Here is a 14,714-nt window from a genome sequence, read left to right as displayed (position 1 = left end):
CCGCTATTCTAGCGCCGGACCCGCCGAAAAGGTTGATCCTGCTCATGAGCCAAGCCCCCTCGTCCTGGTGGACGGTTCTTCTTACCTGTACCGCGCCTTTCACGCGCTACCACCGTTGACCACGTCCAAAGGCCTGCCGACCGGCGCGGTCAAGGGCGTGCTGAACATGCTCAAGAGTCTGCGCAAGCAGTACCCGGACAGCCCGTTCGCCGTCGTATTCGACGCCAAGGGCGGGACATTTCGCGATGACATGTACGCCGAATACAAGGCTAACCGCCCAAGCATGCCCGACGATATGCGTGTGCAGATCGAGCCATTGCACGCGAGCGTGATCGCCCTGGGCTTTCCGCTGCTGTGCGTCGAAGGCGTTGAGGCCGACGACGTGATCGGCACGCTGGCTCGCAGCAGCGCGGCCGCTGACCGTCCGGTGGTGATCTCTACCGGTGACAAGGACATGGCGCAGTTGGTCGACGGGCACATTACCTTGGTCAATACCATGACCGGTAGCGCGATGGACGTGGCTGGCGTGAAGGAGAAATTTGGTGTCGCTCCCGAGCAGATCATCGATTACCTGGCGCTGATGGGCGACTCTTCCGACAACATCCCAGGCGTGCCGGGTATTGGTCCGAAGACGGCCTCTGGCCTGCTGGTGGGCGTGAACGGTGGCCTGACCGAGCTCTATGCGCAGCTCGATATCGTCCCGACGTTGCCGATTCGTGGCGCTAAAACGCTGCCGGCCAAGCTGGAAGAACACAAGGAGATGGCGTTCCTCTCCTATCAATTGGCGACCATCAAGATCGACGTGCCGCTGGACGTTGGTCTTGATGATTTGCACCTGCGTGAACCGGACCGTGAAAAGCTCGCCGAGCTCTATACCCTGCTCGAGTTCAAGAGCTGGTTCGACGACCTTCAACGTGAAGCCAAGCGAGCGGGCCAGGAAGTGGTGGCGGCGGTTGAAGAAACCGTGGTCGGCGACGATGGGCCCAAGTACACCACGGTTCTCACCCAGACTGATTTCGACATCTGGTTGAAGAAACTGCAAAACGCCAAGCTGTTCGCCTTCGACACCGAAACCACCGGCGTCGACGCGCAGCAGGCACAACTGGTAGGCCTGTCATTCGCTGTACAAGCCAACGAAGCGGCCTACATCCCGCTGACCCACTCCTACATGGGTGTGCCGGATCAGCTGGATCGCGACACGGTGTTGCGCACACTAAAGCCGATTCTGGAAGACCCAAGCAAGCTCAAGGTCGGCCAACACGCCAAGTTCGACATGAACATCCTGGCCAACTGCGCCATTGGCGGCGATCAGAGCTGCGGCATCACGGTGCAAGGCATCGCCTTTGACACCATGCTTGAGTCCTACGTGCTGGATTCCACCGCGACCCGTCACGACATGGACAGTCTGGCGCTCAAGTACCTGGGCTACACCACCACCAGTTTCCAGGACATCGCGGGCAAGGGCGCCAAGCAACTGACCTTCGACCAGATTTCCCTGGAGCTGGCCGGACCCTATGCCGCCGAAGACGCCGACGTGACGCTGCGTCTGCATCAGACCTTGCAGGAAAAACTCGACGCCATTCCAAGCCTGAGCAAAGTCCTCAGAGAAATCGAAATGCCGCTGGTGCCGGTGTTGGCGCGTATCGAGCGTCAGGGCGCGTTGGTCGATGCCAATCTGCTGGGTATCCAGAGCGTTGAACTGGGCGACAAGTTGGTCGCGCTGGAGCGTGAGGCGTTCGCGATTGCCGGCGAAGAGTTCAACCTCGGCTCGCCGAAGCAATTGGGTGTGATCCTGTACGAAAAGCTCGGGCTGCCGATTCTCAGCAAAACCGCCAAGGGCCAGGCTTCAACCGCCGAGGCCGTACTGGCGGAGCTGGCCGAGCAGGATTACCCACTGCCCAAAGTGCTGATGCAGTACCGCTCCATGAGCAAGCTGAAAAGCACCTACACCGACCGTCTGCCAGAGCAGATCAACCCGCGCACCGGACGGATTCACACGTCCTACCATCAAGCGGTGGCAGCGACCGGTCGTTTGTCTTCCAGTGATCCAAACCTGCAGAACATTCCGATTCGTACCGCTGAAGGTCGACGGATTCGTCAGGCGTTCGTCGCACCTAAGGGCTACAAGCTGCTGGCGGCGGACTATTCGCAGATCGAGCTGCGGATCATGGCTCACCTGGCCAAGGACGAAGGACTGTTGCACGCGTTTCGCAACGACCTGGACGTGCACAAGGCCACGGCTGCCGAGGTGTTCGGGGTTGAACTGGCGGACGTCACCACCGATCAGCGGCGCAGCGCCAAGGCGATCAACTTCGGCCTGATCTACGGCATGAGCGCGTTTGGCCTGGCCAAGCAGATCGGTGTCGACCGTAAGCAGTCGCAGGCCTATATCGACCGTTATTTCGCCCGTTACCCTGGCGTGCTCGAGTACATGGAACGCACCCGCGCTCAGGCGGCCGAGCAGGGTTTTGTCGAAACCATTTTCGGTCGTCGCCTGTACCTGCCGGACATCAACGCGAAAAACCCGGCCCTGCGCAAAGGCGCCGAGCGCACGGCGATCAACGCGCCGATGCAAGGCACTGCGGCGGACATCATCAAGAAAGCCATGGTGGCGGTGGATAACTGGCTGACGGTTTCAGGTCTGGACGCCAAAGTGATCCTGCAGGTGCACGATGAACTGGTGCTCGAGGTTCGCGAAGACCTGATCGACCAGGTTCGTGAGGAAATTCGCGTTCACATGAGCGGCGCAGCGACTCTGGATGTACCACTTTTGGTGGAAGTCGGCGTCGGAAACAACTGGGATGAGGCGCATTAAGCCGGCTTGAGGCGCTTTTTTCGGAGATAGGGCCGCGGCGTAATGTCGCGGCAGTCGCTGGCGAAGGGCTATTAGTTCGAAAAATGCTTTGGGTTATTCCCAATAGGTTTTGAAATTAATCGGAACTAAATCCGTGAACCGCCACTCAGAGTTACTGAATGGGTGGTGAAGCCCTTCGATGCTCTTATGTTGTGTTAAGTGTTGGCAGATATCTGGACCCCGCCCTAGCGGTCCAGAAACTTAGACCCTGAATTACTCTCTCCCCATACGTAATTCGGGGTTTTTTTTGCCCGCAATCTGCCTGCGCGTCGCTCATGCTGGGTTAAAAACAGGCTCGCAATGCTCATTTAGGGCCCTAAAGTCGTGTGCGACCCCAGCCGTTGCTCGCCTGTTTTTGCCTTGCCTGAGCGCCGCTCGGCGAGTTTGCACCTTACTCTGCTGCCTCTTCGGCGCCTTTGTCTGCCAGTTCCATCCAGTTCGCCAAAACAGTGTAGGCGTCTTCGAGGCCCAGGCGTTTTGGCGCCGAGAACAGCTGGATAGTCACGGTTTCGCCCCAGCCTTTACGGATTTCCGCCTGAACTTTGAGCAAGGTGTTCTTCGCAGCGCCATAGGTCAGTTTGTCGGCCTTGGTCAGCAGAATGTGCATCGGCATGCCGCTGGCCACGGCCCAGTCGAGCATCAGCAGGTCGAAGTCGGTCATTGGATGACGGATGTCCATCATCAGAATCAACCCCTTCAGGCTCTCGCGGCTGCCCAGATAGGCTTCCAGGTGGCGCTGCCAGTGTTGCTTCAGCGGGATGGGTACTTTCGCGTAACCGTAACCCGGCAGGTCGACCAGACGGCGTTCTTCGTCTAGCTTGAAGAAGTTCAAGAGTTGCGTGCGACCTGGTGTTTTCGAGGTGCGAGCCAGGCTGGCGTGAGTCAGCGTGTTCAGGGCGCTGGATTTGCCAGCGTTGGAACGCCCGGCGAAGGCCACTTCAAAGCCTTCGTCGTCAGGACATTGGTCGACTTTGGCGGCGCTGAGCATGAAGGTGGACTGTTGGCACAGACCGAGGATGGGGTTCTTGAGTTGCATGGGATTTCCGATGTGGGCGGTGCCGAGATTGGTCGCAAAGAGCAGCGTCGTTTCCGTTTCAGTGACGCCAGTATATAATGCCGCAGATTTTGTGTGCGCTTTGTCCCAGCGTAGGATGAAGTTCACGAGAGCGATTGACCTTAGATGCGCACTAGAACGCAGCACGCTCTCAACCCTGAAAAGGTCGTTTTATGACGAAATGGCTGCTAGCTGCCGGTGTCTTGATGCCGCTTTACAGCGCTCAGGCTACACAGGATCCGGAAGCTGTGTACAACCGTGTTTGTGGAGCCTGTCATTCCGGCCAACTCCCAACGGCGCCTCAAAAGGGCGATAAGGAAGCTTGGGCGCCGAGACTGGCGCAAGGTATGGAGACGCTGGTGCAACACGTGACCCAGGGTTTCAAGGCGATGCCGCCGCGTGGTTTGTGCATGGACTGCAGTGCCGAGGATTATCAATCAATCATCCAGTGGATGAGCGAGTGATCCCGGTCCATAACTCTTTAACCCTTAGCCGTAGTTGGATTAGCTGATGAACAAATTGATCGTGAGTCTGCTGTTGACCCTGGGGATCTCCGGCATTGCCCATGCTGCAGGCGATGCGACTGCTGGTCAGGCGAAAGCCGCAGTATGTGGCGCCTGTCATGGCCCGGACGGCAATAGCATGGCGCCAAACTTTCCAAAACTGGCGGGTCAGGGTGAGCGTTACCTGAACAAGCAACTGCACGACATCAAGTCGGGCAAGCGCACCGTTCTGGAGATGACAGGCCTGCTGACCAACCTGAGCGATCAGGACCTGGCCGACCTCGCTGCCTACTTCGCCAGCCAGAAAGGCAGCGTCGGCGCAGCAGATCCTAAAGTCGTGGCTCACGGTGAAGAGTTGTTCCGTGGCGGCAAACTGGACCAGGGCATGCCTTCGTGCACCGGTTGCCACTCGCCTAACGGTGCGGGCAACGCTGCTGCTGCCTTTCCGCATTTGGGCGGCCAGCACGCTCAATACATTGCCAAGCAGCTGACCGATTTCCGTGAAGGTAACCGTACCAACGACGGCGACACGAAAATCATGCAGAGCATTGCTGCAAAATTGAGCAACAAAGACATCGAAGCGGTGTCCAGCTACATTCAAGGCCTGCACTAAGGCCGGTTGCGCGGGCGTTGCGCAAGGTGTTGATCTTGCGCAATGTTAACGCTCGATTAATCCTTCGATGCAAACATAAAAAGGGTGGCTTAGGCCGCCCTTTTTTGTGGCCGCTGCCGTTACACTAGAGAACTAATGCCCGCCATGATCTGCCAGAAAGCAGGTCGCGCGAGGCAACCCAATTTGTTCAGGAGTAAAGCATGCGTAATCTGATTCTCAGCGCCGCACTCGTCACTGCCAGCCTGTTTGGTATGACTGCCCACGCTGCCGAACCGCTTGAAGCCGGTAAACAATATGTCGAATTGGGCAGCGCCGTTCCGGTCGCTGTGCCTGGCAAGATCGAAGTCGTGGAATTGTTCTGGTATGGCTGCCCGCACTGCTATGCATTCGAGCCGACCATCAATCCTTGGGTTGAAAAACTGCCTGCCGATGTGAACTTCGTGCGTATTCCGGCCATGTTCGGTGGTATCTGGAACGTTCACGGCCAGCTGTACATCACCCTGGAAGCGATGGGCGTGGAACACAAGGTTCACAAAGCCGTCTTCGAAGCGATCCACGGTGGCAAGAAGCTCGCTACCCCGGAAGAAATGGCTGAGTTCCTGGCCGGCGAAGGCGTCGACAAGGACAAGTTCCTGAGCACCTACAACTCGTTCGCCGTCAAAGGCAAAGTTGAAGATGCCAAGAAAAAGGCTCAGGCCTATCAGATCTCTGGCGTACCGACCATGGTCGTGAACGGCAAATACCGCTTCGATCTGGGCACTGCCGGTGGTCCTGAAGGCACCTTGAGCGTGGCCGATAAACTGATCGCCAAGGAGCGCGCCGCTAAGTAAGCGGCGCCCGTCATGCGCCGCTGGGGTACTGAACGTCTCGTTGGTCTGCATGATCCGCAGGTTAACGAGCATCATCTTGAATCCTCGGGCTTGCCCGCAGACAGCCGTCTGCGTTTGCTCAGTTTTAACATCCAGGTCGGCATCAGTACCGAGCGTTATCGGCATTACCTGACCCGTAGCTGGCAGCATTTGCTACCGCACACGGGGCGAGCGGATAACCTGCAGAAAATCGGCAATCTGCTGGGCGACTACGATCTGGTCGCTTTGCAGGAGGCCGATGGCGGTAGCCTCCGGTCAGGCTACGTCAATCAAGTCGAACACCTGGCCCAGCTCGGCGCCTTCCCCTACTGGTATCAACAACTCAATCGCAACCTGGGCCGCCTGGCTCAGCACAGCAATGGCGTGCTCAGTCGATTGCGCCCGTGGGCGATTGAAGATCATCCGCTTCCCGGGCCCAAGGGCCGTGGTGCGATTCTTGTGCGGTTCGGCGAGGGGGCGGATGCGCTGGTGGTCGTGATGATGCACCTCGCGCTGGGGGCTCGCGTGCGGACGATGCAGTTGGCCTACATTCGCGAACTGATCGGCGACTACAAACATCAAGTGCTGATGGGCGACATGAACACCCACGCCAGTGATTTGCTGCAAACCTCTCCTCTGCGAGACCTGGGTCTGCTCGCGCCGCAAGTCGAAGCGACCTTCCCCAGCTGGCGTCCGCAACGCTGTCTTGACCATATTCTGCTCAGCCCTACGCTGACCCTCGAACGGGTCGAAGTGCTGGCACAACCGATTTCCGATCACCTGCCGGTCGCGGTAGAGATACGTCTGCCGGGTTCGCTCACGGTCGATGCATTGCCCGCGTTGAGTCCTGCCCTTCGCGGAACCCCTGAATGAGCGACGAAGCACAGCGCTGGAAAGAGAAATACCTCAAAAGTATCGAGCAACAGGAAAAGCTCGAGCGACGCTGGGATGCCCGCCTCGACTTGCTGCGTCGCGGTTTGGTGCGCAGTACGCTGGCGGCTGAGGGCACCGACCGTGCGGTTGACCAGTGCATGAAGGAAATGCGCGAAGTCATCCGCACCAACGAAATGGATGCAGGGTTGGCAGCATTGCTGCCACGCCTGGAAAAAGCCGTGCTCGACTCCGAGCAACGGCGCGAGACCCGGGTCGATCAAGTCGGCGCTGCGTTGAGCGCGCTGGTCAGTCAGCTCCAGAGTTTGCCGTTGCCGCGGGAGATCAGCCGCCCGCTCAAGACGTTTGCCAAGCAGCTCGACGGACGGGTTAGCCAGGCACGTGAAATTCCCCTGTTACTCGGTGAGCTCAGTGGCCTGCAAGGTCAGGCGCTGAGCCTGCTGGAAAACCCCGCCGAGCCAAACCGTCCAGGTCTGCTGCAACGCTTGTTTGGTGGTCGAGACGGGGATGCTCAGGTTTCAGACGCCGGTGCGCTTCAACACGAAGCGCCTGCTCCGAGCCCTGTTGAGCAAGCGTCGGCACCTGCTGCAGAGGCGACACCCGAGCCGGTGCATGAATCGCCGACGCCGACACCGATCCAGGTTGTTACGCCAACGGTGCAGGAAGTCCCGGCACCCACCGTGCAAGCGCCGCACGCTGTGATTGCAGAGTTGGAGTCGGCGGCACCTCAGTCGCTAGACGAAACACAGCCATCACTTGAGGTGGTGACCTTTGTTCCTCCAGTGCTAGTCGCCGAAACTGCGCGTGCCAAAGCGCTGGTGGCGGATCAGGAGCTACCTGATGTGGATGCGCTGGAAGAGCCGCAGGCTGTTCCGGCAGGCGATCCGGTGACAATGGCGATCAATCCCGACGAACTGACGTCCACCGTCCCTCGAGCGGGCGATGAAGCTTTGCCGTCAATCGACAACCTTCCGCTCCCATCGGCGATGGTAGAAGCCCTGGACGCTCTGGACGCAGAGCAATCCGAGCCGGATGTTTTTTACGCACTGCCAGATTCGCCGGAGCCGTCCTACAGTTCCGTCGCCAAGCACATCGAGAGCACGTTGCTGGGGCTGCTGGACGACTTGTCGTTGCCCGAGCGCCACCGTCCGCAAGCTGAGGCGATGCGCGATCGGCTGCAAAATGGCTTGAACTGGTACGAATTGCTGCCGATCCTCGATGATCTCGCGGTTTTGATGCTGGCGATTACTGACAGTGGTCAGCATGAGTTCGAGGTTTACCTCAAGCAACTCAATGAGCGACTGGAGTCCTTCCAAAGCAACCTGCAAGCTGCCAGTGAGGGGCATGCCGACAACCGCTCTGCTGCGCGGGAGATGGACACGCAGATCCGTGAACAGGTCGATGGTCTGCAGAGCAGCATGCAGGACGCCGCAGATCTGGAGGGCCTCAAGCATGTGCTGGAGAACCATCTGGAAGGGTTGCTCGGCACTATGGATCAGCACCAGAAACAGCGTGACGAGCGTGAGCAGGAAGTTGCGGCACGCCTTCAAGGCCTGGCCGAGCGAGTCGCGAGCATGGAGCAGGAGGCTCAGGGCTACCGCGAGCACCTGGAAGAGCAACGCCAGAAAGCCTTGGTCGATCCGCTGACGGGTTTGCCGAACCGGGCGGCCTGGAGCGAGCGTCTGGAGCACGAGATTACCCAGTGGCAGCAACACGGCAACTCGCTGTTGCTGGCGATGCTCGATCTCGACCACTTCAAGCGCATCAACGATAACTACGGCCACCTGGCCGGCGACAAAGTGTTGAAGATCATCGCCAGCGTATTGCGCAAGCGCCTGCGCGGTACTGACTTCATTGCCCGTTTCGGTGGTGAGGAGTTTGTCTTGCTGGTGCCCAACACCCCTTTGGCGGTCGGTGCCAAGTTGGCAGAAACCCTGCGCGCGGCTATCGAAGCCTGCCCGTTTCATTTCAAAGGTGAGCGCGTGACGATCACGGTTTCCATGGGAATGACGGCGTTCAAAGCGGGAGAACACAGTGATTTTGTGCTGAAAAGAGCCGATCAGGCGCTTTACCGGGCAAAAAATGCCGGCCGAAACCGAGTGGAGCTAGGCTGACGACAATTGATCCATTTTGTTTAATACCAAGCTTTTTGCCGGCCCGGAAGAAGGCAGTACGTTACACTGTTGCATTACAGTCTTCAGCGTAGTGCCTTTTTCATGAAATCCATTCCTCTGCTTTTGGTGCTGCTTGTCCTGGCGGGCTGCGCCAGCGGTCCTCGAATCGACACCCGCCATCCTTCGGTGAATTTCGACAACCGCGTGCAGTTTGTCGTGGTGCATTACACCACCGCCTCGCAGGAGCGTTCGTTGGCGTTGTTGACCCATGGCCAGGTCAGCAGTCATTACCTGATTGGCGACGACAAGAGCGCCACCATTTTCAAGCTGGTGGATGAAAGCCGCCGGGCCTGGCATGCCGGGGAAAGCGAGTGGGATGGTCGGACCTGGCTGAACTCAAGCTCGATTGGCATCGAAATCGTCAACCCGGGTTTTCGCGATACGCCTGCCGGGCGCGTCTGGTATCCCTACAGCGAGGCGCAGGTTCAGTCTTTGATCTTCCTGATCCGGGACATCAGCAAGCGCAACAACATCAGCCCGCGAAATATCATCGGCCACAGCGACATCGCGCCGCTGCGCAAGCTTGACCCAGGTCCGTTGTTCCCGTGGAAGCGTCTGGCCGACGAAGGGCTGGTGCTCTGGCCCAATGCTCAGGCGGTGGCGCGTCAGCAAGCGCTGTTCGAAGCACAACTTCCGAGCATTTCCTGGTTTCAGCAAGAGCTTGCACGTCTGGGCTACACGACGCCGCAGAGCGGTGAGCTGGATGAGGCCACCCGGAATGTGCTGGCGGCTTTCCAGATGCATTACCGGCCCTCACGTTTTGACGGTACGCCAGACGCACAAAGTGCCGCGATCCTGCAGGTACTCAACCAGACAAAATAATGACGCCCGCCCGACGGTCAGGGCTATTTCCTGATCAGTAGCTATAACTCATTGGTAATCCTTCGGATATTCAATGATGACGGCCGCTAGCGAGACCCTGCGCAGTTGGTTCTATCGCCCTTGGTCTTTGGCGATACTCGCGGCTGTGCTGAGTGCGGCTTTGCTGTTGGCGGGCAGCCTGGGCGTGGCGCTGCGGCAGGTCCAGCAACGCGAAAGCGAACAGATGAACGCTCAGGGTGAACGATTTCTGGAGCGCCTGGAGCAGCTGTTCGGCCAACTGCGTGAAGGCCTGGATGACCTGGAAGCCCAGCCGTTGCGTAGCTGCGACACGGACATGATCGCAACCTTGCAGCAGGTCAGTTTCAATTACCGCTTCGTGTATGAGGCGGCCTATATCGACGCCACGCAATTCTGCTCGAACCGACCGCGGCAGGATGGGCTTTCGGCGATCCGGCCCCCTGACATCAAAGGGCCGACCTATAGCTATTGGCTCAACACCTCGACCGAGCCTGACGAAAACCGTGCAGCGCTGATGTTGGGGCGCGGTAATTTCCGCGTCGCCACCTCCCGAGGGCATTTGACCGACATGGTTGACCTGACGCCCGGCAGCAGTCTGCTGGTAGTGGTCGGTCAAGGTGCTCGGGCGATCCCGGTTCTCGGAGCGCCGCAAGCCTGGCCACCGACCGACCCTTGGTCACCCTTCAGCAGCGAACCGTTGCAAGTCACCAAAACCCGGCTGATCTATCGCATGCCGACCAACAATCCCGAGTACCAACTGGTATTGATCACACCGCGCACTGCCCTGCACCTGCCGACACTGTGGTGGTGGCTGGTGCCGGCAAGCCTTGTGCTGGGCCTGAGCATTGGCGCGTTAGTGTTTCTGCTGGCCCGCCAGCGACAGTCGCTGGGCGGTGAATTGCAGGGAGCGCTCAAGCGTGGTGAGTTACAGGTTCTGTATCAGCCAATCTTCGATCTCAAGAGCCGTAACTGCGTCGGTGCCGAGGCCCTGTTGCGCTGGCGTCGGCCGGACGGCACGCTGACCAGCCCGGACCTGTTTATTCCCATGGCAGAAAACACCGGGCAGATCCGTCAGATCACCGACTTCGTGTTGCAGCGATTGCTTGAACAGCTCGGTAAGTTACTTCGCGCTAACCCGCAACTGTACATTTCGGTCAACCTGGCCGCCTGCGACGTCATGGTGCCGCGGGTCGGCCAGGTCATGGCACGCTTGCTGGCCACGCACCGGGTCGCTGCGCGGCAGATCGCGTTTGAGGTGACCGAGCGTGGGCTGATCGATGTGGTGATTGCGCGAGAGAACCTGCAAGCCTTGCGGGATGCCGGGCATCAAGTACTGATTGACGACTTTGGCACTGGCTATTGCAGCCTGGCCTATCTGCAAACCCTGCCGGTGGACTGCCTGAAAATCGACAAGGCTTTCATTGATGCGCTGGGCCACGACGCCGCCAGCAGCGGCGTGGCGCCGCACATCATTCGTATGGCGCATGCCTTGCAGCTCAAGGTGATTGCCGAAGGCATCGAACATGAAGCCCAGGTCACGTTGCTGAGCAGCGAAGGGGTGAATTACGGCCAAGGCTGGTTGTTTGCCCATGCCTTGACCGCGGCGCAGTTCATTGAACTGATCACCCGTGGCCGTCGGTTAGCGCCCCGACGGCTGGATGACGAAGCGTAAACACCGGTTACAGTGGCAGCGCCATGTAAAACTGGCTGCCCTGCCCCGGTCGGGAATACACGCCCATACGGCCACCGTGCAGTTGCACGATCTCCTTGCACAGCGCCAGACCGAGCCCGGCGCCGCCCTTCTTGCGCCCGACCTGAACGAAGGGCTCGAAAATCCGCCCCTGCTGGCCGTAAGCGATGCCTTCACCATTGTCCTCGACGCTAACGATCACCCGTTCACCATGCCGGCGCGCTTGCAAGCGTATCTGCCCGTTGTGGCGGGTGTGGCGCAGAGCGTTATCGATCAGATTGTCCAGCACCCGGTCGAGTTGCGCTTGATCGGCCTGCAGTCGCGGCAGCGGTGCGTGCACTTCCACCAGCAACTCGATGCTTTGCTCATTAGCCCGTTCGGCAAAACGCCCCTGTGCTTGTTCCAGGAGGTCATCGATGTCGCACGGCGTCAGGGTGAGTTTTTGCAGACCATTCTGATAACGGGAGAAGTTCAGCAGGTCGTTGATCAACTGCATCAAGCGCTGCATTTCCTCATTCACCGTGTTCAACAGGTCGGCTTCGCGAGAGTCCTCGGCAAAGTGCGCGCGCTCGCGAAACAGACCGAAGGCCATGTGCATGCCGGTGACGGGTGTACGCAACTCATGCGAGGCCCGTAGTACGAACTCACTGCGCACCCGCTCAAAGGCCCGTTGCTCGGTGACATCGTGCAGCACCATGACGGCGCCAAGGATATGCCCTTGGGTGTGGATGACCGGCGTCAGGCTGTAGGTCAACAGCCGCGATTCGCCATCGACTTCGATGCTCAGGTCTTCAGGCGCACGTTCCAGCGTTCCACCGCGCAGTACCAGTTGCAGCTGTGCATCGAGCTCCGGCCGTTGGAGCGCGGTGCCCAGGCCTTGGCCGAGGCGACTTTCGTCCCAGCCCAACTGGCGCTGCGCTACCGGATTGAGGTGCTCAAGATGGCCCTGACGATCGATCATCAGCAAGCCGTCATCAATGCTGTCGAGCACGGCTTGCAAACGTTGCTGGCCGGCGAGCAGTTCATCGATATTGGTTGCCTGATGCTCACGCAAGGCTTCGGCCATGATTCCGAACCGCCGGGTCAGCTGGTTCATCTCCACTGCCGGGGAAATCGGCAAGGTGACATCGAAGTTGCCCTGGCCGATGTTGTCTGCGGCCTTGGCCAGTGCCTCGATCGGCTCACCGAACCGCCGGGCGATGCCGTGAGCAGTGATGAATCCGATAATCAGCACTGCCAGCCCGACCAACCCGAGCAAACCGGCAATCAACAGCGCATGTTCGCGGGCGTTGCGCTGGGTGTTGTTGATGTTATCCAGCGCCTGTTTGTGTTCGGCGATCAGGCCGTTGCGCAGCAGGTTGAATTTTTTGGTGAGGTCCTGATTGCCGGCCAGCTTGCCGGATGGCTCCTGCGAGTAGCTGAAGGCTTTGAGGAAGGCCAGGTAGTCATCGCGGGCCTGCTGGAAACCATAGTGGTCACCCGTGATGCTGCTTTCGTGCTCAATGCCTTGGTCCAGCAGTTCGAAGTAATGTCGTTCCGAAGTTTCCAGCGCTTGAAGATCGGGCTTTTCGTTGAGCATGATGATCAACTGATCACCGAGGGTCTGGCGCAGCTTGAGTTCCAGGTCCAGGGTGATGAAGTTGTCGCGGATCAGCGCTTCCTGCTTGCTGGCTATCTGCATCACGCTGACCAGCCCGAGTGCCAGCCCGAGCAACGCCACGGTGATCAGTGCCGAGATACTCAGAAACAGCCGTGTGCGCAACTTCATCGCCAGCTTCATAAGGCGCCGCTCACAGGTTGTACTGTTTGCGTTTGCGGTACAGCGTCGAGGCGTCGATACCCAGGGTCTTGGCCGCTTGATCGAGGGTTCCGGCGCTGGCCAGTACCGCGCCGATGTGGGCTTTCTCCAGTTCATCAAGGCTTAGCGCCGCACCGATTCGCGGGGCGTTGCTGGTGGTTTGTTCGGCCATGCCCAAATGGCTGATCTCGACTCGCTCCTGTGGGCAAATGATGCTCGCTCGTTCGACCACGTTGCGTAGTTCGCGGATGTTGCCTGGCCAGCGATAGCCGAGCAGCGCCTCGCGTGCTTCGTCGCTGAAGACGCGAGCCGGTCGCGCGTATTCCTTGACGAAGCGTGCCAGGAAGCGGTCGGCCAGGGTCAGGATGTCCTCGGCTCGTTCGCGCAGTGGCGGCAGGTGCAAGGTGATGACGTTCAGCCGGTAGAGCAGATCCTCGCGGAAACGGGCCTCGCGGACCATGTCTTCGAGATTGAGGTTGGTGGCGGCGAGGATTCGCACATCGGCGCGACGGGTCACCGGGTCGCCGACCCGTTCGTATTCCTTGTCCTGAATGAAGCGCAGCAGTTTGGGCTGCAAGGCCAGCGGAAAATCGCCGATCTCATCGAGAAACAATGTTCCTCCGTCGGCCTGATTGACCCGGCCGAGTGTGCTTTCGCTAGCGCCGGTAAACGCCCCGCGACTGTGGCCAAAGAGCTCGCTTTCCATCAGATCGGTTGTCAATGACGGGCAGTTGATGGTGACGCAGGGTTTCTTCGCGCGTTTGCTCCAGTCGTGAATGGCCCGGGCCAGTTCACCTTTACCGGTACCGGACTCGCCGAGAATCAGAATGTTGGCGTCGGTGCTGGCGACCTGGCGGGCGGTTTCCAGTACGACTTTCATCGCCGGGCTGTGGGAATCCAGACCGTCGTTGGGCTTGCGGACTTCACCTTCAAGGGCTTCAAGGCGTGCCGAGAGCTGGCGGACCTCCAGTTGTTTGGCGGTGGCCAGGCGCAACTGATCGGGGCTGCAAGGCTTGACCAGATAGTCGGCGGCGCCGGCCTGGATCGCATCGACGGCGGTGTCCACGGCCGAGTGTGCGGTGACGATTACCACGCGCATCCAGGGCGCCTGTACGCGCATTTGCGCCAAGACATCGAGACCGTTGTCTTCGCCCAGGCGCAGGTCGAGGAAGCACAGGTCGAAGACCTGCCGTTGCAACAAGGCCTCGGCCTGGGCCGCGCTGTTGGCGGTGGCGACGGTATAGCCTTCGTCTTCCAGGCAGTAGCGGAACGTGCGCAGGATGGCGGATTCATCATCTACCAGCAAAATGCGGCCTTGATGCTCGGTGGCTGATTCCATTTTTCCTACGCTCCTTAAATGAATGATCTTAATTTAGTCTCGGAAAAATCGGGCAAGTTGCATGGTTGATTCTGGGCGCTTCTCGTCAGAGCGGGGTAGTTATCTGCTCA

At 59.3% G+C, this 14,714-nt stretch carries 11 protein-coding genes; 8 read left to right on the top strand and 3 right to left on the bottom strand.

Going from position 1 to position 14,714, the window contains the following annotated elements:
* The first annotated feature begins 64 nt into the window (after positions 1-64).
* Positions 65-2,815: a DNA polymerase I gene (polA, locus tag BLL42_RS13705; protein ID WP_071555758.1), complete on the top strand. Its 2,751-nt coding sequence runs from the start codon at positions 65-67 to the stop codon at positions 2,813-2,815.
* A 430-nt stretch (positions 2,816-3,245) separates the two neighbouring features.
* Here polA and yihA read toward each other — a convergent pair whose 3' ends face one another.
* Positions 3,246-3,890 (bottom strand): ribosome biogenesis GTP-binding protein YihA/YsxC, encoded by a 645-nt coding sequence (gene yihA / locus BLL42_RS13700; protein WP_071552578.1) that lies wholly within the window; start codon positions 3,888-3,890, stop codon positions 3,246-3,248.
* A 191-nt stretch (positions 3,891-4,081) separates the two neighbouring features.
* Between yihA and BLL42_RS13695 the strand changes: the two genes are divergently transcribed.
* From BLL42_RS13695 to BLL42_RS13665, 7 genes are all read left to right on the top strand, one after another.
* Positions 4,082-4,372 carry a c-type cytochrome gene (locus BLL42_RS13695; RefSeq protein ID WP_071552577.1) on the top strand — a complete coding sequence of 97 codons (291 nt, stop codon included), beginning with the start codon at positions 4,082-4,084 and terminating at the stop codon, positions 4,370-4,372.
* Between the two features lie 46 nt (positions 4,373-4,418).
* Positions 4,419-5,024, top strand: coding sequence for a c-type cytochrome (locus tag BLL42_RS13690; RefSeq protein ID WP_019694484.1), 606 nt, complete (start codon positions 4,419-4,421; stop codon positions 5,022-5,024).
* A 200-nt stretch (positions 5,025-5,224) separates the two neighbouring features.
* Positions 5,225-5,854 (top strand): thiol:disulfide interchange protein DsbA/DsbL, encoded by a 630-nt coding sequence (locus BLL42_RS13685; protein ID WP_071552576.1) that lies wholly within the window; start codon positions 5,225-5,227, stop codon positions 5,852-5,854.
* A 12-nt stretch (positions 5,855-5,866) separates the two neighbouring features.
* A complete protein-coding gene (locus BLL42_RS13680) occupies positions 5,867-6,745 on the top strand; it encodes an endonuclease/exonuclease/phosphatase family protein (RefSeq protein WP_071552575.1) in 879 nt (292 codons plus the stop codon).
* Entirely contained in the window at positions 6,742-8,877 is a 2,136-nt protein-coding gene (locus BLL42_RS13675) for a GGDEF domain-containing protein (protein WP_071552574.1), read from the top strand. The genes BLL42_RS13680 and BLL42_RS13675 overlap by 4 nt, the downstream gene beginning before the upstream one ends.
* A gap of 102 nt (positions 8,878-8,979) precedes the next feature.
* Positions 8,980-9,759, top strand: coding sequence for an N-acetylmuramoyl-L-alanine amidase (locus tag BLL42_RS13670; protein WP_071552573.1), 780 nt, complete (start codon positions 8,980-8,982; stop codon positions 9,757-9,759).
* A 76-nt stretch (positions 9,760-9,835) separates the two neighbouring features.
* A complete protein-coding gene (locus BLL42_RS13665; protein ID WP_071555757.1) occupies positions 9,836-11,449 on the top strand; it encodes an EAL domain-containing protein in 1,614 nt (537 codons plus the stop codon).
* A 7-nt stretch (positions 11,450-11,456) separates the two neighbouring features.
* Here the strand turns inward: BLL42_RS13665 and BLL42_RS13660 are convergent, their stop codons facing one another.
* Together BLL42_RS13660 and algB are read right to left on the bottom strand one after the other, a co-directional pair.
* Positions 11,457-13,247, bottom strand: coding sequence for a KinB sensor domain-containing domain (locus BLL42_RS13660; RefSeq protein WP_071552572.1), 1,791 nt, complete (start codon positions 13,245-13,247; stop codon positions 11,457-11,459).
* Positions 13,248-13,257: 10 nt separating this feature from the next.
* On the bottom strand, positions 13,258-14,604 hold the full coding sequence (gene algB / locus BLL42_RS13655; RefSeq protein ID WP_071552571.1) for a sigma-54-dependent response regulator transcription factor AlgB: 1,347 nt from the start codon (positions 14,602-14,604) through the stop codon (positions 13,258-13,260).
* Between the last annotated feature and the right edge of the window lie 110 nt (positions 14,605-14,714).

Source organism: Pseudomonas frederiksbergensis, assembly GCF_001874645.1.
GTDB classification, from domain to species: Bacteria; Pseudomonadota; Gammaproteobacteria; order Pseudomonadales; family Pseudomonadaceae; genus Aquipseudomonas; species Aquipseudomonas frederiksbergensis_B.
The sequence above is the reverse complement of the archived record's forward strand: the minus strand, read 5'-3'. Positions and strand labels throughout refer to the sequence as shown.